At 67.4% G+C, this 22,281-nt stretch carries 22 protein-coding genes and 2 tRNA genes; 12 read left to right on the forward strand and 12 right to left on the reverse strand.

The features are described 5' to 3' along the window. Positions 1-13: 13 nt before the first annotated feature. The 3 genes from def to orn form a co-directional block, all read right to left on the reverse strand. Entirely contained in the window at positions 14-586 is a 573-nt protein-coding gene (def, locus tag RM50_RS06125; protein WP_043450955.1) for a peptide deformylase, read from the reverse strand. Positions 587-717: 131 nt separating this feature from the next. Then, positions 718-790 (reverse strand) — tRNA-His (locus tag RM50_RS06130). Between the two features lie 130 nt (positions 791-920). Beyond that, entirely contained in the window at positions 921-1,550 is a 630-nt protein-coding gene (gene orn / locus RM50_RS06135; RefSeq protein ID WP_082006999.1) for an oligoribonuclease, read from the reverse strand. A gap of 154 nt (positions 1,551-1,704) precedes the next feature. Between orn and mptB the strand changes: the two genes are divergently transcribed. Continuing rightward, a complete protein-coding gene (gene mptB / locus RM50_RS06140) occupies positions 1,705-3,261 on the forward strand; it encodes a polyprenol phosphomannose-dependent alpha 1,6 mannosyltransferase MptB (protein ID WP_205622233.1) in 1,557 nt (518 codons plus the stop codon). Here mptB and RM50_RS06145 read toward each other — a convergent pair. Next, complete coding sequence (locus RM50_RS06145) at positions 3,254-3,970, reverse strand: DNA alkylation repair protein (RefSeq protein WP_043450957.1); 717 nt, start codon at positions 3,968-3,970, stop codon at positions 3,254-3,256. The genes mptB and RM50_RS06145 overlap by 8 nt on opposite strands. Before the next feature lie 77 nt (positions 3,971-4,047). Between RM50_RS06145 and RM50_RS06150 the strand changes: the two genes are divergently transcribed. Beyond that, positions 4,048-4,950 (forward strand): aldose 1-epimerase family protein, encoded by a 903-nt coding sequence (locus RM50_RS06150; protein ID WP_043450959.1) that lies wholly within the window; start codon positions 4,048-4,050, stop codon positions 4,948-4,950. Here the strand turns inward: RM50_RS06150 and RM50_RS06155 are convergent. Continuing rightward, a complete protein-coding gene (locus RM50_RS06155) occupies positions 4,947-5,729 on the reverse strand; it encodes an alpha/beta hydrolase (RefSeq protein ID WP_043450960.1) in 783 nt (260 codons plus the stop codon). The genes RM50_RS06150 and RM50_RS06155 overlap by 4 nt on opposite strands. Then, positions 5,726-6,805: a LacI family DNA-binding transcriptional regulator gene (locus RM50_RS06160; RefSeq protein WP_043450961.1), complete on the reverse strand. Its 1,080-nt coding sequence runs from the start codon at positions 6,803-6,805 to the stop codon at positions 5,726-5,728. The genes RM50_RS06155 and RM50_RS06160 overlap by 4 nt, the downstream gene beginning before the upstream one ends. A 167-nt stretch (positions 6,806-6,972) precedes the next feature. Between RM50_RS06160 and RM50_RS06165 the strand changes: the two genes are divergently transcribed. From RM50_RS06165 to RM50_RS06175, 3 genes are read left to right on the forward strand one after another with little or no spacing between them, the layout of a single operon-like run. Continuing rightward, complete coding sequence (locus RM50_RS06165; RefSeq protein ID WP_043450963.1) at positions 6,973-8,142, forward strand: Gfo/Idh/MocA family protein; 1,170 nt, start codon at positions 6,973-6,975, stop codon at positions 8,140-8,142. Further along, on the forward strand, positions 8,142-9,356 hold the full coding sequence (locus tag RM50_RS06170) for a dihydrodipicolinate synthase family protein (RefSeq protein WP_043450964.1): 1,215 nt from the start codon (positions 8,142-8,144) through the stop codon (positions 9,354-9,356). The genes RM50_RS06165 and RM50_RS06170 overlap by 1 nt, the downstream gene beginning before the upstream one ends. Continuing rightward, positions 9,353-10,192: a sugar phosphate isomerase/epimerase family protein gene (locus tag RM50_RS06175; protein WP_043450965.1), complete on the forward strand. Its 840-nt coding sequence runs from the start codon at positions 9,353-9,355 to the stop codon at positions 10,190-10,192. Before RM50_RS06170 ends, RM50_RS06175 begins: the two co-directional genes overlap by 4 nt. Before the next feature lie 151 nt (positions 10,193-10,343). Here the strand turns inward: RM50_RS06175 and RM50_RS06180 are convergent, their stop codons facing one another. Beyond that, positions 10,344-11,762, reverse strand: coding sequence for an FGGY family carbohydrate kinase (locus RM50_RS06180; protein ID WP_043450966.1), 1,419 nt, complete (start codon positions 11,760-11,762; stop codon positions 10,344-10,346). 3 nt (positions 11,763-11,765) lie between these two features. Continuing rightward, entirely contained in the window at positions 11,766-12,953 is a 1,188-nt protein-coding gene (gene xylA, locus RM50_RS06185; protein ID WP_043450968.1) for a xylose isomerase, read from the reverse strand. A 141-nt stretch (positions 12,954-13,094) separates the two neighbouring features. Between xylA and RM50_RS06190 the strand changes: the two genes are divergently transcribed. Next, complete coding sequence (locus RM50_RS06190) at positions 13,095-14,318, forward strand: ROK family protein (RefSeq protein ID WP_043450970.1); 1,224 nt, start codon at positions 13,095-13,097, stop codon at positions 14,316-14,318. 49 nt (positions 14,319-14,367) lie between these two features. Here the strand turns inward: RM50_RS06190 and RM50_RS06195 are convergent. After that, a tRNA-Arg gene (locus RM50_RS06195) sits at positions 14,368-14,440 on the reverse strand. A 207-nt stretch (positions 14,441-14,647) separates the two neighbouring features. Between RM50_RS06195 and RM50_RS06200 the strand changes: the two genes are divergently transcribed. From RM50_RS06200 to RM50_RS06215, 5 genes are all read left to right on the forward strand, one after another. Next, entirely contained in the window at positions 14,648-15,202 is a 555-nt protein-coding gene (locus RM50_RS06200) for a single-stranded DNA-binding protein (protein WP_043450971.1), read from the forward strand. A 194-nt stretch (positions 15,203-15,396) separates the two neighbouring features. Beyond that, positions 15,397-15,951, forward strand: coding sequence for a DUF6993 domain-containing protein (locus RM50_RS06205; RefSeq protein WP_043451143.1), 555 nt, complete (start codon positions 15,397-15,399; stop codon positions 15,949-15,951). A 61-nt stretch (positions 15,952-16,012) separates the two neighbouring features. After that, positions 16,013-17,695 (forward strand): energy-dependent translational throttle protein EttA, encoded by a 1,683-nt coding sequence (gene ettA / locus RM50_RS06210; protein WP_043450973.1) that lies wholly within the window; start codon positions 16,013-16,015, stop codon positions 17,693-17,695. A gap of 252 nt (positions 17,696-17,947) precedes the next feature. Further along, the gene (locus RM50_RS20975; RefSeq protein WP_205622234.1) at positions 17,948-18,307 is read left to right on the forward strand and encodes a hypothetical protein; all 360 of its coding nucleotides are present in this window, start codon (positions 17,948-17,950) and stop codon (positions 18,305-18,307) included. An 87-nt stretch (positions 18,308-18,394) separates the two neighbouring features. After that, positions 18,395-19,396, forward strand: a complete 1,002-nt coding sequence (locus RM50_RS06215; RefSeq protein WP_052260001.1) for an alpha/beta hydrolase — start codon at positions 18,395-18,397, stop codon at positions 19,394-19,396. A 15-nt stretch (positions 19,397-19,411) separates the two neighbouring features. Here the strand turns inward: RM50_RS06215 and RM50_RS06220 are convergent, their stop codons facing one another. Then, positions 19,412-20,341 (reverse strand): acyl-CoA thioesterase, encoded by a 930-nt coding sequence (locus tag RM50_RS06220; protein ID WP_043450974.1) that lies wholly within the window; start codon positions 20,339-20,341, stop codon positions 19,412-19,414. 64 nt (positions 20,342-20,405) lie between these two features. Between RM50_RS06220 and RM50_RS06225 the strand changes: the two genes are divergently transcribed. Continuing rightward, entirely contained in the window at positions 20,406-21,065 is a 660-nt protein-coding gene (locus RM50_RS06225; RefSeq protein WP_043450975.1) for a hypothetical protein, read from the forward strand. A 42-nt stretch (positions 21,066-21,107) separates the two neighbouring features. Here the strand turns inward: RM50_RS06225 and RM50_RS06230 are convergent, their stop codons facing one another. Beyond that, positions 21,108-21,566: a globin gene (locus RM50_RS06230; protein WP_043450976.1), complete on the reverse strand. Its 459-nt coding sequence runs from the start codon at positions 21,564-21,566 to the stop codon at positions 21,108-21,110. Position 21,567: 1 nt separating this feature from the next. Further along, on the reverse strand, positions 21,568-22,251 hold the full coding sequence (locus RM50_RS06235; protein ID WP_043450978.1) for a mechanosensitive ion channel family protein: 684 nt from the start codon (positions 22,249-22,251) through the stop codon (positions 21,568-21,570). Positions 22,252-22,281 lie beyond the last annotated feature (30 nt).

Consider the following 22,281-nt stretch of genomic DNA (forward strand, 5'->3'; position numbering starts at 1 on the left):
CGGGAGGTCGCGGTCAGTGCCCGAACGGGTCCGGATCAACGCCGGGCATCCAGGTCAGCCCGGGCACACCCCATCCGTTCTTCTTTGCCTGCTTCATGGCCTTGCGGGAGTAGCGGTCAATCAGCCGGTTGACGTACAACTTGCCGTCCAGGTGGTCGTACTCGTGCTGGATCACCCGCGCAAACCAGCCCGTTGCCTCGAACTTCACGGGATGGCCGAACCCGTCAAAACCCTCAACGCGTGCCCATTCCGCACGCTTCAGCGGATACTGCTCGCCTGGAAAGGACAGGCAGCCCTCTTCCTCCTCATCGGGGTCCGGAGCGGCGCCGGAGACCTTTGACAGGGTCAGGACGGGATTCACCAGGACCCCGGCGGGGGGAGCGCCATCATCATTGGCGTACTTGTAGACAAAGATCCGCTTGCCCACGCCAACCTGCGGGGCGGCGAGTCCCACACCGTTCGCGGCTTCGTTGGTTTCGAACATGTCGGCAATCAGGGTGCGGAGTTCGTCGTCGAAAACTTCCACCTCGGCGGCACGCCGGTGGAGGACGGGCTCACCCCAAATGGTGATCGGCAGAACAGTCATATCAGTAGTCCTTCGGCTTTCGCGGTGTCCCCGGCTCGTGTGGACGTGCCCCGTGGGGCACAACAAAGGAGGCCGCACCGGATATCCGGTGCGGCCTCCTTTGTTGACGGCTGCATGTGCCGCCCCGTGAGGGTGAGCGACGGGGGTTGAACCCGCGACCTCCTGGACCACAACCAGGCGCTCTGCCAACTGAGCTACGCCCACCATGTGCCTCAGGGGATTTCCGCCTTAGCGGCTCCCCGGAAACGCAACTCAAATAGCTTACCTGCTCAACAGGGGTGCTTTGTCCACTTTTGGTGATTTGCGGGAAAAATTTGTGCAAACGTGGCGCAGATTACTCGCCGGGCTGCCCGCCGGGTCCGGCGCCGGTGATTCCCTTCGCGATTTTCTGCGCCGTGGCACTGTCCGGGCCGGGGGAGGGGACAAACACCGCTTCACGGTAGTAACGCAGTTCGTCGATCGAGTCCTTGATGTCGCCCAGGGCCCGGTGGCCGCCCTTCTTGGCGGGCGACTGGAAGTATGCCCGCGCGTACCAGCGGCGGGACAGTTCCTTGATGGTGCTGACGTCGATGACCCGGTAGTGGAGGTGCTCCACCACGGCGGGCATGTCGCGGGACAGGAAGACGCGGTCCGTCCCCACCGAGTTTCCGCCCAGGGGTGCCTTGCGGGGATCCGGAACCCAGGTCGAGATGTACTCCATGACGGCTGCTTCCGCCTCCGCCATGGTCTTGCCGTGCGGAAGTTCCGCCAGCAGCCCGGATTTTGTGTGCATGTCGCGGACGAAGTCGGACATCTGGGCCACGGCTGCATCATCGGGTTTGATGACCACGTCCACACCGTCGCCGAGGATGTTCAGTTCTGAATCGGTGACCAGGGCTGCCACTTCGATGAGGGCGTCGTTCTTGATGTCCAGGCCGGTCATTTCGCAGTCGATCCAGACGATTCGTTCGTTAGATATAGGCACCGGTCCAGCCTACCGTTACACTCCCGGGCGCCCGGCCGATGCTAGGATTTCGGATACGCGGCGGGTCGCACTTCCGCCCTGAACCATGCCCCGGCCGGGCCGCGTGTCCCGCCGGGCAAACCGCGGAGACGCAAGACGATTGGACGTTCCTGAAATGACGGCGCCTCGGCCCGCAACGGGCGAACTGGCGGCGGCGGGCATCGCCGGGGCAGGCAGTGCCGAGGTGGACAATCCGCGGTCATCCCTGCTGGCCGGTTTCCTGGGCTCCGTATTCATGCTCATTGGATCCTTCGGGGTGGGCTGGCTGGCCCCGGTCTCGGAACTGCGGCGGATGCCGCTCTTCATCTGGATGCGCACCGAGGCCCCGGGTGTCGCCCTGTCCATTGTCCTGGTGGCTGTCGGCGGCATGCTGCTGGTGCGTGCCTGGCTTCGGCTGGGCCAGAAGGTGAGGGTGTGGGGGCTGGAGGCGCGCAGGGCAACACTGGCGGCCCTGGCGGCGTGGGGGCTGCCCATGATGTTCAGCGTGCCGCTGTTCAGCCGTGACGTCTATGCCTATATCGGGCAGGGACGCCTGATGGTGGAGGGCTTCAATCCCTACGAAAACGGCATCTCCGCCCTCTCCAACTACTTCCAGCTCGGGGCCGACAAGATGTGGACCGAGGCCCCGGTTCCCTATGGGCAGCTGTTCCTCTGGATCGAGCAGTTCGTCGTCTGGATCACCAACGTCCAGCCGGAGGCCTGTGTCATGCTCTTCCGGCTGGTGGCAGTGGCCGGCGTGGTGCTCTGCGTCATCTACGTTCCCCGGCTCGCGGAACTCCATGGCGTCAACCCGCACCGGGCCCTCTGGCTGACGGTGGCCAACCCGCTCTTCCTGACCAATTTCATCGCCAGCGTCCACAACGACTCCCTGATGATTGGACTGGCCCTGGCCGGGCTTTACTACTCCGCCACCAGGCGCGAGGTGCGCGGCATCGTGCTGGTGGCACTCTCCATCGCGGTTAAGCCCATCACCATCGTCTTCCTGCCGTTCATCGGCCTTCTGTGGGCAGGAAAGGGGGCGGGGTGGCTGCGGAAGGGTGCGTTCTGGGCCCTGACGGCCGGGCTTTGCCTGGGAGTCCTGACGGCGATGAGCATGGTGAACGGCTTCGGCTTCGGCTGGATCAACGGGCTTTCCGCTCCCGGCAGCATCTCGATCTGGTACGCCCCGGTTGGCCTGATCGGCATGGTGGTGGACTCCCTCGCCAGCGCCTTCGGGCTGGACGGTTCCATCCCCGCGGGCTGGGTGTTCGACGCCGGGAAGCTGCTTGCCGTGGGCATGGTCGCCTGGCAGATCTTCAAGGGTGACTACGACCGGCTCATGCGCCGGCTTACGCTGGCCCTGGCGGCCGTGGTCCTGCTGGCCCCCATCATCCAGGCCTGGTACGTCGTGTGGCTCATACCGCTCTTTGCCGTGACCGGCATCAGGAATGACTGGCAGGTCAAAGCCCTGTACTTCGTGGTGTCCTTCTTCATGATCTATGCCATCTCGGACCAGCTGGATGTCTTCCCCTACCTGCAGACGCAGGACCTCGGCTTCGCCCTTGCCCTTGCCCGCGTGGCCGCCGCCCTGACGGCCCTCCTCTTCGCCCTGTACCTGATCTTCTGGGATCCGGGCACCCGGCGGCTGTTCCGCAAGACCCACCAGCCCGTCGTCGAACGCCCGGTCATCTAGTTCGCAGCTGCTGCCCCACGCCGGCGATCCTGCGCAGGGCTTCCTTTGTGGACAGGGGACTCAGTTCGCCGGAATGCCGCGCCACGAACACACTGACCCACTCCGGATCCGTCTTGGCGTATTCACGCAGCGCCCAGCCGATCGCCTTGCGGATGAAGAACTCCGGATCTGCCATGTTCGGCTCGATGACGGCTGCAAGCAGGGCCGTGTCGGTCGCCTTCTTCGCCTTGAGCTGCGAGGTGATGGCAGCCCTGCGGATCCACAGCTGCGGATCCCTGCTCCAGCGCCGAAGCACCGCCGACATCTCCCGGGGGTGCGCCAGCAGCAGGCCGCACAAACGGCCAGCCACCCCGTCGGCATAATCCCACCAGGCGCCCGTGCGGATGATTTCCTCGTATACCGGCAGCATTGCAAGGTCGCCGGCGACGAGACGGTGCGCCGTCAGGTCGATGGCGGCGTACCGCTCCTCGCGGAAGCCGGAGCTGCGCCACAGCTCCAGTACCGTGGCCTGCAGCTGCCCGGCGGATGCGGGCGGAAAGTCCCGGGCCGCTGACGCGGCGATGTGCCGGACCTCGGGAACCCGGACGCCCAGCGATGGCAGGGAAGACTTCATGTACGCCTGGGCTCCCGCCGCGCGCACCGGATCGGCGCGCTTCCCCAGGGCTTCCCTCAGGGCACTGATCAGGGCGTGATCGGCGGAGTCTTCCATGGGGTTACTCTAGCCAGCAGTGCCATCCGGTGAGGTACGCTGATGAGCGCTAACACCGCAATAGTCAAAGGGGACCCATGTCCGGAACCGATATCCAGCTTGCCCGCGGATCCTACAACGCCACCGTCACCCCCCGCGGCGGGGCGCTGCGCGAACTGCGCTACGGAAACAGGGACCTGGTGGTGGGTTTTGGCCCGGACGGTCCGGTCCCCGATTACCGGGGCGTCATCTGCGCACCGTGGCCCAACCGGCTTGCCGACGGCACCTACACCTATCTCGGCACGTCCTATGCTGCCGCAGTCAACGAACCGGAACGGGCCGCAGCACTGCACGGACTGGCCATCCACCAGGCCTGGGAGGTGCTGGAGGCAGGCTCCAGCCACGCTGTCCTGGGGTGCCGCATCCCTGCCGGCCCGGACTACCCCACCGACCTGGAACTCACGGTCAGCTACCGGCTCTCCGACGACGGCTTCCACGGCACGGTCCAGGCGGTGAACGCCGGCCCCTCGTCCGCACCCTACGGCGTGTGCCCCCATCCCTATCTGGTGGCCGGCCCGTCCCCGCTCGACGAATGGTCGCTGGAGCTGCCGGCCGAGGCCTACCTGGAGGTCACGCCGGACCGGCTGCTACCGGTGGGTATGCGGCCGGTGGACGGGGACCCGTTCGACTTCCGGGCCCCCCGGCGGCTGGGTGCAGTCAGGATCGACCACGCGTTCACGGACCTCCGCCGGGACAGCGGCGGGACGGCACGGGTGCGGGTGCTGGATCCGTCGGGAACGGGTGTTGAGCTGGAGTGGGGAAAGAAATGGCCCTGGGTCCAGGTGCACACCGGGGACAAGCCTGTGGGCCCGGACCGGCTGGGCCTGGCCGTTGAGCCGATGACCTGCCCGCCGGACGCCCTGAACTCAGGCACGGACGTGGTCCACCTGCAGCCGGGTGGCTCCCACTCCGCCTCCTGGACCATCAGGGCCGTGCGCTAGCCGATGCGTCCTGTGGCCGCCTGCGTAACTGCGGGGGAGTCCGCCCATCCCGCACGGTGCAACCATGCGGCGCAGAGCCCGGTCCATTGCGCGGGGCCGGGTTCGTCCGCTGCCAGGCCCAGGCCGTGCCGCCCTTCCGGGAAGATGTGCAGTTCGGCCGGCACACCGGCGGCGATGAGTGCCCTGGCGTAGTTCAGGCTGTTGCCCACCGGTACGGCGTCGTCGTCCGCGGTGTGCCACACGAACGCCGGCGGCGTCCGGGGCGTGACGTTCAGTTCCGCTGAGAGGGCCTGGACAAGGTCCGGCGACGGCGCGTCGCCGAGGAGGTTCGCGAGCGATGCCTGGTGCGTTTCATGCGTCAGGGACGCCACGGGGTAGCACAGTACCGAAAGGTCCGGAACGGCCCCGGGCACGTCCAGGTCCGCGTTGCCGGTGGCTGCTGCCGTCGCCAGGGTCGCCGCCAGATGGCCGCCCGCCGAGAAGCCCAGAACGCCGACGCGATCCCGGTCCACCTCGAGACCGTGCTGCCCGCCGCGGATGTGGAGCATGGCTTCCTTGGCATCCGTCAACGGGGCCGGGTGCCGGTCCGGGGCCACCCGGTAGCGGAGCACGAAAGCATGGATGCCCAGCGAGGCGAGCCATTCGGCCACCGGTTCCGCTTCATGGTCCGCCTGGCGGGCGTAGCCTCCACCCGGAAGGACCAGGACAGCAGGGCGCCGCCCGGGCGCCCCGCCGTCTTGGCGGGCCGGAACAGCGGTAAGTCCACGCGGGCCCGTCATGCCGCCTGCTCCGTGCTGCGCCGCAGCGTGACCTCACCGGAGATCCCGCCAGGGGACGCTCCGTCGTCGTCGCCGTTGTCCTGGTGCCGGCCGGTGGCCCGGGTGGCCAGCCGGCCGATGTCCTCCAGGGGCAGGCGGACCGTGGACAGGGCCGGGCGGAAATCGCGGAGGGTCTCGATGTCGTCAAAGCCGGCAATTGCGGCGTCGCGGGGGATGCGCAGCCCTTCCGACCGCAGCGCCGCTGCGGCCCCAATGGCCATCACGTCGTTGACGGCGAAAATGCACAGCTTCGGCGCGGCCGCGCCCCCGGAGGCCGCCGCCGTGATCCGTGCAGCCAGCTGCAGGCCTGCATCGTAGCCGCCGGACCTGTTGAAGGTGGTCCGCAGCACCTCTGCCGCCCGGTGCCCGGCCTGCTCCAGGCCTTCCTGGAAGCCGCGGACGCGGTCATCGGAGGTCAGCAGCCCCTCGGGCCCGGCCACGATCACGAATTCTCCATCCCAACCGGCGGCAAGTTCGGTGGCGAGCTGCCCGGCCAGCTCCTGGTTGGGAACCTTCAGTACGTGGTAGCCCTCCTGCGCGGCGGCCCCCACCACCGGATGCCCCACAACGGCGACTTGGCCTCCGTTGCGGCAGTACCGGTCCAGTTCGGCCGCGAGTTCGGCGTTGCCCTCGGCGTCTTCATCCCGGCACGAACGCGAGCCGGCAATCACAATGGAGTCGGCGCGGCGGGCCGCGAATGCGGCCACCGCTTCCTTTTCCTCGGCAGGGCCGCCGCCGGTGGTGGCGAGCAGCACCATCTTGCGCTGCTCCCGGGCAGCCTCCTGCACGCCCCTGGCAATCGCTGCGAAGTAGGGGTCGGCGATGTCATGGACGATCAGGCCGATCAGGCCGGAGCTGGATTTCGCCAGCCCCTGGGCCTGGGCATTGGGAATGTAACCCAGGGAGTCCGCTGCCTGCCGGACCCGCTCGGCAATGTCCTTGCCAGGCTTGCGCGCTGACCCGTTCAGCACGCGCGACGCGGTAGCGGGGGAGACGCCGGCCAGGCGGGCCACCTCGGTAAGGGTACTTGCAGCCACTTCATCTCCTGCGGTTCGGGGGAACTCAAGGCCTCTGCACATTATGTCAGTTCAAACTACTTCCGGAAAGCGCTTGCCAACCGCAAGCGCGCCGTGCATCATAGAAGCAGTGGGAATGCGCTTTCCCAGTTAGCTTGAGTTACTTGCTCACTCACCGTGGAGGACACATGGGCTTCGAAACGAAAACAATCCGCATTGCCATGAACGGCATCACCGGCCGGATGGGCTACCGCCAGCACCTGCTGCGTTCCATCCTGCCCATCCGCGATGCCGGCGGCTTCACGCTCGAGGACGGGACCCGCGTCCAGGTCGAGCCCATCCTGGTGGGCCGCAACGAGGCCAAGATCCGCGAGCTCGCCGAAAAGCACAAGGTCGCCGAATGGACCACCGACCTGGACGCCGTGATCAACGACCCCACAGTCGATGTCGTGTTCGATGCTTCCATGACCAGCCTCCGCGCCGCCACGCTGAAGAAGGCCATGCAGGCCGGCAAGCACATCTTCACCGAGAAGCCCACGGCGGAAACGCTGGAGGAGGCCATCGAGCTGGCCCGCATCGGCAAGCAAGCCGGCGTCACGGCGGGCGTCGTGCACGACAAGCTCTACCTCCCCGGCCTGGTCAAGCTGCGGCGCCTGGTGGATGAAGGCTTCTTCGGCCGTATCCTGTCCATTCGGGGAGAGTTCGGCTACTGGGTCTTCGAGGGCGACGTGCAGGCTGCGCAGCGGCCGTCGTGGAACTACCGCAAGGAAGACGGCGGCGGAATGACCACCGACATGTTCTGCCACTGGAACTACGTCCTGGAAGGCATCATCGGCAAGGTCAAGAGCGTCAACGCCAAGACCGCCACGCACATCCCCACCCGCTGGGACGAGGCAGGCAAGGAATACAAGGCCACCGCGGACGACGCCTCCTACGGCATCTTCGAGCTCGAGACCCCCGGCGGCGACGAGGTCATCGGCCAGATCAACTCCTCCTGGGCCGTGCGCGTGTACCGGGACGAGCTGGTGGAATTCCAGGTGGACGGCACCCTCGGCTCCGCCGTGGCAGGCCTGAACAAGTGCGTCGCCCAGCAGCGCGCCCACACCCCCAAGCCCGTTTGGAACCCCGACCTGCCCGTCACCGAATCCTTCCGCGACCAGTGGCAGGACGTTCCCGCCAACGCCGAACTCGACAACGGTTTCAAGCTGCAGTGGGAGGAATTCCTCCGCGACGTCGTGGCAGGCCGGGAACACCGTTTCGGCCTGCTTTCCGCGGCCCGCGGGGTCCAGCTCGCCGAACTTGGCCTGCAGTCCAGCGCCGAACGCCGCACCCTCGACATCCCGGAGATCACGCTCTAATGACTTCCCTCATCCTTCCCTCCGAAGACGGCGGCACCAGGGAGTACCGCCTGCAGGGCGGCACCACCTGGGCCCGCCCCACGGCCCCGCTGACCGCGCGCCGCGCCTACGCGGCCGCCCACGTCATCCCCGAGGTGCTGGCCGACAACACACCCGGCGCCCCTGCCCGGCTGGACTGGGACGCCACCATGGCGTACCGGCACGAGCTGTGGTCCTACGGCCTGGGCGTTGCCGATGCCATGGACACCGCGCAGCGCGGCATGGGCCTGGACTGGGCCGCCACACAGCAGCTCATTAAGCGCACCGGTGTGGAAGCCGCCTCGGTGGTGTCCGCCGGCAACCCGGCCACCGCCGGAAAATCCGTCCGTGACCTCGTCTCCTGCGGCGCCGGCACCGACCAGCTCGACCTTGACACGGTGCCCACCGGCGAAGCCGGACTCAAGGCTGTGCTCGAGGCCTACCGCGAACAGATCGCCGTTATCAGCGAGGCCGGTCCCAAGGTCATCCTCATGGCATCCCGGGCCCTCGCCAAGGCAGCCCGCGTGCCCGAGGACTACCTGGCGGTGTACTCCACCCTGCTGCAGGAAGTGGACCAGCCCGTCATCCTGCACTGGCTGGGCACCATGTTCGATCCCGCGCTGGCCGGTTACTGGGGCTCCGACGACGTTGCCGCCGCCACCGACACCTTCCTCGGCCTCATCCGGGACAACGCGGACAAGGTGGACGGCGTCAAGGTCTCGCTGTTGGATGCCGGCCACGAGGTTGCGCTGCGTGCGGCACTGCCCGAAGGGGTCCGCCTCTACACCGGTGACGACTTCAACTACCCGGAGCTCATCGACGGCGACGGCACGCACCACTCCGACGCCCTGCTGGGTATCTTCGCGGCCATCTACCCTGCAGCCTCCGTGGCCCTGCAGAACTACGACGCCGGAAACGCCGCCAAGGCGCGGGAAATCCTTGACTCCACCCGGGAACTGGGCAAGCACATCTTCAGCGCCCCCACGTTCTACTACAAGACCGGCATCGCCTTCATGTCGTGGCTCAACGGCAAGCAGCCCGGCTTCCAGATGGTGGGCGGCCTGCATTCCGGGCGTTCGGTGTGCCACCTGGCCCGGACCTTCGAACTGGCAGACAAGGCAGGCCTGCTCAAGGATCCCGCATTGGCCGCCTTCCGGATGTCCGACTACCTGCGCATCAACGGGGTGGGAGTATGAGCGACTTTTCCCGCCTGTCCATCAACAGCGCCACCACCAAGAAGTGGACCCTCGCCGAAGTGGTGGAGGGCTGCGTCAAAGCCGGCATTCCTGCCATCGGCCCATGGCGCGACCGCGTCGAGGAGGCCGGGCTGGACAAGGCAGCACGCCTGATCAAGGACGCGGGATTGCGCGTTTCCTCGCTGTGCCGGGGCGGCTTCCTCACCGCCGCCGACGCCGACGGCCAGGCCGCCGCGCTCGCCGACAACCGCGCCGCCATCCTTGAGGCCGTGGCCCTGGACACCCGGGAACTCTTCCTGGTGGTGGGCGGGCTGGCCCCGGGTGAGAAGGACGTGGTGGCCGCCCGGCAGCGCGTGGCTGACCGTCTTGCCGACCTCGTCCCGTTTGCGGAGGAAAACGGGGTCCGCCTGGTCCTTGAGCCGCTGCACCCGATGTACGCCGCGGACCGTGCGCTGATCTCCACCCTTGGCCAGGCCCTGGACCTCGCCGCACCGTTCGACGCCGCAACGGTTGGCGTCGCCGTCGACACCTTCCACGTCTGGTGGGACCCGGAACTGAAGGGGCAGATCGAACGCGCCGGCCGGGAACACCGGATCGCCTCCTACCAGGTGTGCGACTTCACCATGCCCATCGCCGCCGATCCCCTGCTCTCCCGCGGATACATGGGCGACGGCGTGGTGGACTTCGCCACGATCAGCACCTGGGTGCGCGACGCCGGCTACACGGGCGATATCGAAGTGGAGATCTTCAACCAGGAGATCTGGGACACGGACGGCAACACTGTCCTGGCAACGGTCAAGGAACGCTACGCGGAGCTCGTCCTCCCGTACGCCTGAGTGGCCCGGACCCAACAGACCCGCGGGTTCCCGCTACGTCACGGCAGGAGCCCGCGCACCACATGGAAGGACCCGCCCCGGCGGTGGTGACCACCGCCGGGCCGGGTCCTTTCTTTGCGCTCTCTCTTCCTCGTACTGCTTGTCCCCGTCCCTAGGCGTACAGCGCGGCGAACCGGCGGTACCTCGCCAGCACGCCGGCGTCGTCCTTCCCCTCTGGAAGGTCGACGGCGTCTGCCGCCCAGGCAGGGAAGCGTCCGGTGAGTGCCGCGGCGGCCTGCCGGGCCGCACCGTCGGCCACGTATTCCCCGGGCTGGGGAACGGTAACGGGGGCTGACAGCAGGGCTGCCGCAACTTCCTGGACGGCGGTGGACTGGGCGCCCCCGCCCACCAGCAGGATCCGCCGGGCGGCAACCCCCTGCGCCTGTAGTGCCGCCAGGCCGTCCGCCAGGGAACAGACCACGCCTTCGACGGCGGCACGCGCCAGGTTGGCGGGGGTGTAGTTGGCGCGGGTGATGCCTTGCAGCGATCCCGTGGCGTCCGGCAGGTTGGGCGTGCGCTCGCCGTCGAAGTATGGGACCAGAGTCAGGCCGCCCGCTCCGGGTGCTGCCGACAGGGCCAGCCGGTTGAACTCCGGCAGGTCCACGCCCAGCAGCCCGGCTGTGGCATCGAAAATCAAGGTGGCATTCAGGGTGCAGACCAGGGGCAGGTAATGCCCTGCTGCGTCGGCAAATCCGGCCACCAGTCCCGAGGCATCCGCCGCCGGCGTCTCCGAAACGGCAAACACGGTCCCGGAGGTACCCAGCGACACCACGACGTCACCTAATCCTGCGCCGGCACCCAGGGCGGCGGCCGCATTGTCACCGGCACCGGCGGCCAGGAGGCTGCCCGCGGGCGTCCGTCCTGCCGCTTCAAGGGGGCCCAGCACCCTCGGCAGGACCGGGACATGCCCCAGGGCCGCGGACACGGCGTCGTTGAGGTAAGCACCCTCCGCTGCCGAGTAGTACCCGGTTCCCGAGGCGTCTGAGCGGTCAGTGGCAAGCGCGGCCAGGCCGTCCTTGCCGCTGCCGGGGCCGTAACCGGCAAGCCGCCAGGTCAGCCAGTCGTGGGGAAGGCACACGGCGGCTACTTTTGCCGCGTTGTCCGGTTCGTTGGCCGCGAGCCAGTGGAGCTTGGTCAGGGTCAGCGAGGCCACTGGGACCGTGCCCGTGGCGCCGGCCCAGTAGCGGGCGCCGGCGGCGGGATCGCCACCGCCCGCGCTCTCAATCAGCTGCGCCGCTGCGCCGGCGCTGCGGGTGTCATTCCACAGCAGCGCCGGCCGGACCACGGCACCGTCCGCATCAAGGCAGACCATGCCGTGCTGCTGGCCCCCGACGGAGACCGCGGCGACGTCATCCAGCCCACCGGCGTCGGCCGCCGCTTTTTGCAGCGCCGTCCACCAGTGGTCCGGATGGACTTCCGTGCCTTCAGGATGGCTGGCACGGCCCTGCCGCGCCAGTGCTCCCGTGCCCGCGTCACGGATGACGACTTTGCAGGACTGGGTGGAGCTGTCGATGCCTGCAACGAGCACCATGGCCTAGCGGGATCCCAGCAGGTGTTCGATGGCGAGCTGGTTGAGCCGGACGAAGGCAAAGGAGCGTTCGGCGGCCTTGTCGGCGTCGAAGTCCTCGAACGAGGCGGCATCCGCGAGCAGGTCGGCGGTGGTCTCGCCCGCGGTGAGGGTGGGCTCACCGAGTTCGAAGACGCCGGATGCCTTGAGTGCTTCCTGGACCTCGGGGTCTGCGCGGAAGGCCAGTGCGCGTTCCTTGAGGAGCAGGTACATCGCCATGTTGGCCTTGGCGGATTCCCAGACACCGTCGTAGCCGTCGGTGCGGGAGGGCTTGTAGTCGAAGTGGCGCGGGCCGTCGTACTTCGGGCCACCGCCCGGGAAGCCGTTTTCGAGCAGGTCCACAGTGAAGAAGGCGCTGGTCAGATCGCCATGGCCGAAGACCAGGTCCTGGTCGTACTTGATGCCGCGCTGGCCGTTGAGGTCGATGTGGAAGAGCTTGCCCGCCCAGAGGGCCTGGGCGATGCCGTGGGTGAAGTTCAGTCCTGCCATCTGCTCGTGCCCGGTTTCCGGGTTGAGGCCCACGATGTCGCCGTGCTCAAGCTGGGCGATGAAGGCCAGGCCATGGCCCACGGTGGGCAGGAAGATGTCGCCGCGGGGCTCGTTCGGCTTGGGCTCGAGGGCAATGCGCAGGTTGTAGCCCTTGTCCTTGATGTAGCCCGCCGCTGTGTCCACGCCTTCCTTCATCCGGTCCAGGGCAGCGGCGAGGTCCTTTGACCCGTCGTACTCGCTGCCTTCCCGGCCGCCCCACATGACGAACGTTTCGGCGCCGAGCTCGGCGGCAAGGTCGATGTTCCGCAGGACCTTGGACAGGGCGAAACGGCGGATGGAGCGGTCGTTGGACGTGAAGCCGCCGTCCTTGAAGACAGGGTGGCTGAACAGGTTGGTGGTGACCATCGGAACCTTCAGCCCGGTTTCCGCCAGCGCCGAGCGGAAGTTTTTCAGGATCAGCTCCCGCTCGGAGGCGGAGGCGTCGAACGGGACCAGGTCGTTGTCGTGGAAGGTGATGCCGTACGCGCCCAGTTCGCTGAGCTTGTGCACGGCTTCCACGGGGTCAAGGGCCTTGCGGGTGGCCACACCGAACGGGTCGGCGCCGGTCCAGCCGACCGTCCAGAGGCCAAACGTGAACTTGTCGTCGGGAGTGGGGGAGAGAGTCATGATGCGTCCTTGCGATCAGCGCTCCGCGGGATTGCGAAGCTTTAGTTCATTGCCTGAACTTTATGAGCCGACGTAGGGTGGGGTCAAGGGTCAGCTCGAAACAACCCGAAAATTGAGGGATGTCCAGCCGGGAGGTTTGTGATGGTAATGCCGGTGCCCGCAGCGCCCATGCCCGGAGGCGCCCCCGGGAACGTGGGCGATGTGCGCCGCAGCAACCTCGCCCTGGTCCTTGGTGCCATCGCCGAATTCCCTCCCGGCCTCAATCCCAGCCGCGCGCAGGTGGCGGCCGCCACGGGACTGACCAAGGCGTCGGTGTCCAGCCTGGTCCTCGACCTGCTGGACACCGGGATCATCCGCGAAATCGGCCTGAACCCGCAAGGCCGCGGCCGTCCCGGGGTGGGGCTGGAGCTCAGCCCCAGCCGTGCCGTCATGGGAATGGAGATCAACGTCGACTACATTTCGGCCGCTGCGGTCGGCCTGGCAGGCACCGTCCTTATCCGGGAAGTGCAGGAACGCGACAACCGCAACAGCCCGGACGGGCCGGTGCTGGCGGCGCTCGCGGTCCTCGCCGCCAAGGTGCGGAGCGCTGCGGGGGAGCGGGGTATCGAGGTCCTGGGCGGAGGCCTGGCCGTGCCCGGACTCGTAGACCCCGCACGGTCGCGGGTGCTGACTGCCCCCAACCTGGGCTGGGCCAACGTGGACCTCGATCCCGACGCCCTGCTGCCCGAATCACCTTTGGGCGTCGCACTCTTCAACGAAGCCAACGCCGCCGCGCTGGCAGAACTGCGTCACCGGCCGGACGGCGCCTCCACCTTCCTCTTCGTCTCCGGTGAGGTGGGTGTCGGCGGTGGCATTGTCATCGGCTCCGAACTCTTCACCGGACCCGGCGGGCATGCGGGCGAGGTGGGCCATATCGTGGTGGACCCCGACGGCGGCCGCTGTTCATGCGGGGGAACAGGCTGCCTGGAAACCGTGGCCGGCCAGGACGCCATTGTCGCCGCCGCCGGCCTGGCCCCCGGCGGTCTTTCGCGCTCTGCGGCCGTGTCCCTGCTCCTGCAGGCGTTGGAAGCGGGCGAGCCCCAGGCTGTCGCCGCCGTCGAGCGCGCCGGCCGCTGCCTGGGCATTGCGCTCGCCTCCACGGCGCGCGTGGTCAATGTCGAATCAGTGGTCCTGGGCGGCCACTTCGCCGTCCTGGAACCCTGGCTCCGCGTCCCGCTGCTGAAGAGCCTGCAGAAATATGCGCCGGGGAAGTTCGGGCCCGACCAGGTGACGGTGTCGGCTGTGGGTGAACCAGGCGCCCTGCTGGGAGCCGCCGGCAGCGTTGTCAGATCCCTCATCGACGCGCCGCACCGGTTGCAGGCCTAGCAGGCAACAAAAGACGCCCCGGTGCAAAGACCGGGGCGTCCTCCGCACGTGCCCCAGGAGGGAATCGAACCCCCGACCGGCGGATTAGAAGGCCGCTGCTCTATCCCCTGAGCTACTGAGGCATGGGTTTCCGGCCTTCCGGCCGGCGCCTCAAAAAGTCTACATTGCCCGGGCTGCCGGCGGCGTCATCCGGCCCCACTGCCCCTCCACAGGCTTTGCCTGCACCGGCGTTGTCCACATAGGGAGAACCGGGACTCCTGCCCCCTGCCGTCCCGGCGCCATGCTGGTCATGCCTGCTAAGGGCGCCACCATCCAGACAGGACGTAGACATGAGCGACACGACCATTACCATCCGGGGCTTCGTGGCCACGGAGATAACAAGTTCCACCACGCCGGGGGGAGTGGCAACAGCCTCCTTCCGGCTCGGTTCCACCGCCCGCCGTTTCGACCAGGCATCCAAGACCTGGGGCGACGGACACACCAACTGGTTCACGGTCCAGGGCTACCGCAACCTTGCCGGAACCCTCGGCTGCAGCATCAGGAAGGGGCAACCCGTCATTGTGGTGGGCAAGCTGAAGATCCGGACCTGGGAAAAGGAAGGGCGGGTGTACCACTCCACCATCATTGACGCTGAGGCCGTCGGACACGATCTCACTTTCGGGTCGGCCAACTTCATCCGTACTGCTGCCAGGCCCGCGCTCTCCCTGGTGGAGCAGCCGCCTGCCCCGGATGCGGCTGCAATGGATCAGTTCCCGGACGATGAACCGGAGGACCGGGACAACGAACATCCGGACGATCCGGGCCAACCCGCCGTCATCATCGAAGACAGCGACGGCAGCCCCGCCTCGCTGGACCTGGAGACAGGGGAGCTCGCCGAGGTCTGAGGGAAGCACCTGCCAGACAGCAGCGTCCCGGTCAGTCCCGTTCAGTCCCGTTCAGTCCCGGGCGGACGGAGGGCGGCACCCCCGGCCGTCCTCCGTCCGCCCGCCAATTCCGGAACCACTGCATGCCCCACGGGACCGTGGCAGAGCGCCCGTCCTGGACCGGGCTGTCCCGGCCGGCATGGCACAATGGCACCATGCTTCCCACCCCCAACAGCCGGCAGGGCAGTGCTGCAGGAGCAGTGCTGGCATGCGGTGTCCTTTTTGTTCTCCTGGCCGGCTGTGGTGCCGGCGGGTCAGCAAACCAGCCGGCATCCGGAAACACGAACGGGTCTTCGGCAGCACCGGAATCCCCTGCCGCCCCACAAGGCCAGGCGGCCGCGGTATCCGGAGCGTCCCCGCAGGCGACGGGCTCAACAGGAGATCCACTGGGCGCAACGCCGGCCGGTGCGTCGGCGGCTACTGCCACCGACACGGTGAAGCGGACGGTTACAGACACCCTGTCCACCCTGGCGGCGGGAACCCCGAAGCCGGCCACCGCGCAGGTCACTGACGCGTTGACCGGGGCGGGCATCGCCCCGGCCGCCCTGCAGGTCTCGCAAAGCCGCACGCCCACAGGGCTGGAGGCGGACGCCATCGAAGCCGCAGTACTGCAGGGCAGCGACTGCGTGATCGGGCAGGTGCGGGAAGGTGCCGTGACTGTCACCGTCCTCCCGGTTCTGGCCAGCGGCAAGTGCTTCGTAGGGTCCTGAACCCGCCGGTCTTCCCGCAGCAAATGTGAGATCTGCCCGCCAACCCACTAGATTTGAGACCATGGCGGAATTTATCTACACAATGACCAAGGCCCGCAAGGCCGTTGGCGAAAAACTCATTCTTGATGACGTAAGCATGTCTTTCTTCCCGGGCGCCAAGATTGGTGTTGTGGGCCCGAACGGTGCCGGTAAGTCCACCATCCTCAAGATCATGGCCGGGCTGGATACCCCCTCCAACGGTGAAGCCAGGCTGAGCCCCGGCTACAGCGTGGGCATCCTGCTCCAGGAGCCGCCCCTCAACGAGGAAAAGACCGTGCTGGGCAACGTCCAGGAAGGCGTTGGCGAGATCTACGGCAAGATCCAGCGCTTCAACGAGATTTCCGAGGAAATGGCCAGCCCGGACGCCGATTACGACACCCTCCTCGAGGAAATGGGCAAGCTCCAGGAAGCCATCGACGCTGCCGATGCGTGGGATCTCGATTCCCAGCTCGAACAGGCCATGGACGCGCTCCGCTGTCCGCCGGCGGATGCCGATGTCACCAACCTCTCCGGTGGTGAGCGCCGCCGCGTCGCCCTGTGCAAGCTCCTCCTGCAGAAGCCGGACCTGCTGCTCCTCGACGAGCCCACCAACCACCTGGACGCCGAAAGCGTGCTGTGGCTGGAGCAGCACCTCTCCAGCTACCCCGGCGCCGTGCTGGCCGTTACCCACGACCGGTACTTCCTGGACCACGTGGCGGAATGGATCGCCGAGGTGGACCGCGGACACCTGTACCCGTACGAGGGCAACTACTCCACTTACCTGGAGAAGAAGCGTGCCCGCCTCGAGATCCAGGGCAAGAAGGACGCCAAGCAGGCCAAGCGCCTCGCCGAGGAACTCGATTGGGTCCGCTCCAACGCCAAGGGCCGCCAGACCAAGTCGAAGGCCCGCCTGGCCCGGTACGAGGAAATGGCTGCGGAAGCAGACCGGACCCGCAAGCTGGACTTCGAGGAAATCCAGATCCCGCCGGGACCGCGCCTGGGTGGCCTGGTCCTGGAGGCCAAGAACCTCCAGAAGGGTTTTGACGACCGCGTCCTGATCGACGGCCTGTCCTTCAGCCTTCCCCGGAACGGCATCGTCGGCGTCATCGGCCCCAACGGCGTGGGCAAGTCCACCCTGTTCAAGACCATCGTGGGCCTGGAACCGCTCGACGGCGGCGAACTGAAGATCGGCGACTCCGTCAAGATCTCCTACGCCGACCAGAGCCGCGGCGGCATCGACCCCAACAAGACCCTCTGGGAAGTGGTGTCCGACGGACTCGACTTCATCCAGGTGGGCAACGTCGAAATGCCGTCCCGCGCCTACGTGGCAGCCTTCGGCTTCAAGGGCCCGGACCAGCAGAAGAAAGCCGGCGTGCTCTCCGGTGGTGAGCGGAACCGGCTGAACCTGGCCCTGACCCTGAAGCAGGGCGGAAACCTGCTGCTCCTCGACGAGCCCACCAACGACCTCGACGTCGAAACCCTCAGCAGCCTGGAAAACGCCCTGCTTGAATTCCCCGGCTGCGCCGTGGTGGTTTCGCACGACCGGTGGTTCCTGGACCGTGTGGCCACCCACATCCTTGCCTACGAAGGTGACGACGAGAACCCCTCCAAGTGGTACTGGTTCGAGGGCAACTTCGAATCCTACGAGGAAAACAAGGTTCAGCGCCTCGGTCCCGATGCCGCCAAGCCGCACCGGGTCACGCACCGCCGCCTGACCCGCGACTAGCGGCAGGCCGCTTCGGCATAAGCAGGCACTGGGAGGCCGGCAGCGTGCGTGATCACATCACGTACGCTGCCGGCCTCCCGTGTTTAAGCAGGCCATGCGGCAGCCACCTCCGGGCCGCCCCCTCCCGCACTGCCCCTCTCCCTGACCGCCCGACCAGCCGTCCGTGCAGTCAGGGAAAGCGGCAGGAATACAGGCCTTAAGGCCCCAGCCGGTACCGGCGGACACGCCTAACGTCAGAGGTGTTGGCACCGCATGACCCGAGCAGACAGCTGTCCGCGCGGCGCCGCTGTTGATGGAATCGAGCCCGCCGTGGCCACCACCCCACAAACTCCTGCACCCATGGAACAACCGGCCGGCAACGGCCGCAGTGTGGGCCGCCCACGGCCCGGGGGACGCATCGGCTGGATAGTCGGCGTCTCCCTGGCCGCAGGGTTCCTGGCAGCCCTCCTGCTTGCGCTTGCGCCCTTCATCCGGAACCAGGAAAGCGAAGTCACCGGGGCCGTCCTCTGCGGCTTCGCCCTCGGGTGGGCCCTGCTGGCTTTCCTCTCCGTTCGTTTCACCGCGCAGCCGCAACTCTGGGCGGTGGTCCCGGCGCTCTTCATGGGCGTGTGAGGCCTCCTCCTGGTGCTGTTCGGTTCTCCAGCGGACCAAGTCCTCGGCTGGGTATGGCCCCCGGCCCTTTTGGTGTTGGCGGCCTGGATGGTCATCCAGGCCAGAAGGAGGCTGCACAGCCGGAGCCGCTGGCTGCTCTACCCGGTGATCGGGGTATTGGCCCTCGCCTGCCTGGGCGGTGCGTACCAGACCATTGGTGCCCAGGCGGATGCAGCGGCCTTCCCCGTGCCTGGCCGGCTGGTCAATGTCGGCGGATACAGCCTGCACCTGAACTGCACAGGCTCGGGCAGCCCCACCGTGGTGCTCCAGCCGGGCGCCGGCGAGATCTCCTCGAACCATGGATGGATTGCGGCGGCTGTGGCCAGGGACACGAGGGTGTGCGTGTATGACCGTGCGGGCCGGGGGTGGAGCGGCCAGCCGGACACCGACCAGGACGCAACGCAGATAGCCACCGACCTTCACACCCTGCTGCAGGCAGCGGATGTCCCCGGACCCTACGTCCTGGCAGGCCATTCGTTCGGCGGCCTCTACGTCCTTACCTACGCCGCCCGCTATCCCGGGGAGGTCGCGGGAATGGTCCTCGTGGACTCCACCGCACCCGCAGGCGGCCCCATCCAGCCGCCGGCGCCACGCGCCGCCCCAGGCTCCTACGACCCGGTGGACCGCCTCTGCGTCCTGCTCTCGACACCGGCCCGGCTCGGTCTCGCCCGGCTCTATGCGCCGCTCGAGGTCGGCACCCTCCCGCCGCGGTCACGCGACGAGGTCCGCGCCAACATTTCCACACCAAGGAACCTGCGCAGCACACTGGAGGAGTACGTCCGGGCGAACGACTCGATGAAGGAAGCAGCATCGCTGCGCGGCTTTGGTGACAAGCCCCTGGTCGTCCTGACCGCCGGATCAGGCAGCGACGGCAAACACCTGGCAGACCAGGAAGAACTCGCCACGCTGTCCACGAACAGTCAGCACCGAACCATCAGCGAAGCATCCCACGAATCACTCGTTGCAGTAGAAAAAGACGCAGCGGGCACCACGCAGGCCGTCCTCGACGTCGTCTCCTCAGTGCGCACGGGCGCACCGTTGCCGCGGTAGGCGCAGGGACGCCGGCTACGGCGCCTGCTGGAGGTCCGGGCCCGAAGGGATCCGCACCATGCCTTCCTGGGCCACCGACGCCACATGCTGCCCGTCACGGCTGAAGATCCTGCCGGTGGCCAGGCCCCGGGCTCCCTGCGCACTGGGGGACTCCTGGACGTACAGAAGCCATTCGTCCACCCGGGCCGGACGGTGCCACCACATGGCGTGGTCAAGGCTGGCAACATTCATGCCGGGGGTGATCCAGCTGAGGCCGTGCCGCCGGAGGATCGATTCGAGGAGGGTGTAGTCACTGGCGTAGGCCAGGGCGGCGCGGTGCAGGTTGGGGTTGTCCGGCATCGGTCCGAACGTTTTCATCCACACGGCGTTGCGGGCCTCCCGGGGCCCGTTCGCCGACACGTACAGCGGCGGGTCGACATGCCGAATGTCGAAGGGGCGCTCGTAGGCCCAGTGCCGGGCCACCGGATGGTCGAACTTGCCCAGCAGGTCTGCGGTGCTGGGCAGCGATTCGGGGTCGGGGATGCCGGCCGGCATGGCCGCGGAGTGCTCGATTCCTTCGTCCTCACCTTGGAACGAGGCAATCATGGACAGGATGGGCACGCCGTCCTGGTACGCGTGGACGCGCCTGGCGGAAAATGACCTGCCGTCACGCAGCCGCTGCACCCCGAAAGTGATGGGCTTGTTGGCGTCGCCGGGCCGCAGGAAATAACCGTGCATGGAATGGACGAACCGTTCCGGATCAACGGTCCGGATGGACGCTACCAGCGACTGGGCCAGCACCTGGCCGCCGAACACGCGGTGGTGCGGCTGCTGCTGCGAGGGACCCAGGAAGATGTCCTCGTCCGTCCGCGCGCCCTCGAGTTCGCCAAGGTCCAACAGTTCGATCAGCGACGCGGTGGGGTCTCCGCTGGGCGGCGCCAGCAATCCGGCTTCGGCTTCAGTCATGGTCCGACTCTAGACGGCGCCCGGGGAACCACTCAACCGCGGCGCAGCCGGTAGTGTTTTAGGTGTGTCAGATCTTCTCACCTCGTCCTTCCGCTTCGCCGATCCCCGGGATCTCGCCGACCTGAAGACGTTCGCCACCCGGGCCAAAGCCATCGACGACGGCGCCATTCGCCTGCAGGCCGCGGGGCCGGTCCTGGCCGCCTACGTGTGTGTCCTGCGGCCCCGGCTCCTTGGGGAATCGACGCCCACTATCCTGGGCCTTCGCACCATGGCCCTTGCAGAACCGTCCGCCACGGACGTCACCGTGTCCTTGTCCGCCGTCCTGGACCGGCTGGCACGGTCGGGAGAGCACGACGTCGAACTGCCAGTGCCGCCCACCAGGGTCACCGAGTCCTGGACCGGCGTGGGAGCACCCCGCGGCGGCTGGGAACTGCTGGGCGCGGTCAGCGACGCCGGCCTGAAAGCGGCGGCGGAAGCAGGGATCGCGGAAGTGGCCGGCATCGTGCCGGACAAGCCGGGGGCCCTGATCGTCAACAACGCCCGGGCAGCGGTGTGGGGGCGGGCACTGGACGACGCCGGCCTGCCCGCCGGCGCTGCCTTCGCCGCCTTCGCGCTGGGCTTCCTGGCCGACGGCGACCAGAAGCTTTACCGTGCCGGCCGCTGGTTCCGGCTTACCGGTCCGCGCGGACACGTCCTGGCGCGGACCGGCAGCGCATTGCTCTAGCAGCCGTCTTCCGCGCGGAAGAAACGCTGGTCCTGGCCGGCCTCAGGCTCCGGAGGGGCTGTTCACCATGGACAGCGCCGCCCGCTCCATGTATTCCCACAAGGTGCCCTCGTAAAGCGGCGGTAACTCGAGCGCATCCACGGCGGTCCGCATGTGGAACAGCCAGCGGTCCTTGGCCTCGGGCGTGACCTTGAAGGGCATGTGCCTCATGCGGAGGCGCGGATGTCCCCGTTCCTCGCCGTACGTGGTGGGGCCGCCCCAGTATTGCTCGAGGAACATCAGGAACCGGCGCTTCGCAGGCGCCAGGTCCTCCTCCGGGTACATGGGCCGCAGGACGGGGTCGGTGGCCACGCCGTCGTAGAAAACGTCGATCAGCTTGACGAAGGTGTCGTGGCCGCCCACGGCGTCGTAGAAGCTGTCCGTGTAGGCCGGCTTGCTGAAGGGATCGTTCTGCATCAGCTGGGGCCGCTGCCCGGGGCGCGGTTCGATGGGAAGCGACATGCTAGTCTCCGGCTTTCTGGTCTGTCTTCTTGTCGTCGGCGTGGGCCGAGCCCTGGTCGGTAGTGCCGTCTTCGGATTCGTGCAGCGGGACGTACCGCCCCTGGGACCGGTTGCCCACGCGCAGGATCTCCCCGTTGCGCAGGTACCAGATGGCGCCGTCGTCCGATCGGACCCGCGTGATGCGCAGCCCCATGGACTCCACGACACCCACCACTTCGCTGGTCTCGATCACATCACCGATGCCGTACTGGTCCTCAATGGTAATGAAGATGCCGGCCAGGAAGTCCCGGATCAGCTGCTGTGCACCGAAACCGATGGCGACACCGAGGATACCGACGCTGGTCAGCAGCGGGGCAATGTTGATGTCCAGGTTCTGCAGCACGTACATGCCGGTGATGATGACCACCAGCACGCCGACCACGCTGTTGAGGAGCGAACCGATGGTTTCGGCGCGCTGGACGCGCCGTTCGTGGTCCAGCGCGCGGAAGGCCGGTGCCACCCACTTAAACGTGGGCTTCTTGAAGAAGTTGCTTCCCGAGGCCACCCGCTTGGTGATGCGGGAGATGATGAACGTCGCCACGAGCCAGACGGCGACCCCGACGCCAAGGCTGATTACGATGCCGGGAATGCTCACGCCGCTTGGCTGGCTGGTGGCAGGGGGAAGGATGGACAACATACTGACCATGAATGGATATAGCTCCTTGGAATATTGCTC

The sequence above is a fragment of the Pseudarthrobacter phenanthrenivorans genome (assembly GCF_000813845.1).
In the GTDB taxonomy this organism is placed as follows: domain Bacteria; phylum Actinomycetota; class Actinomycetes; order Actinomycetales; family Micrococcaceae; genus Arthrobacter; species Arthrobacter phenanthrenivorans_B.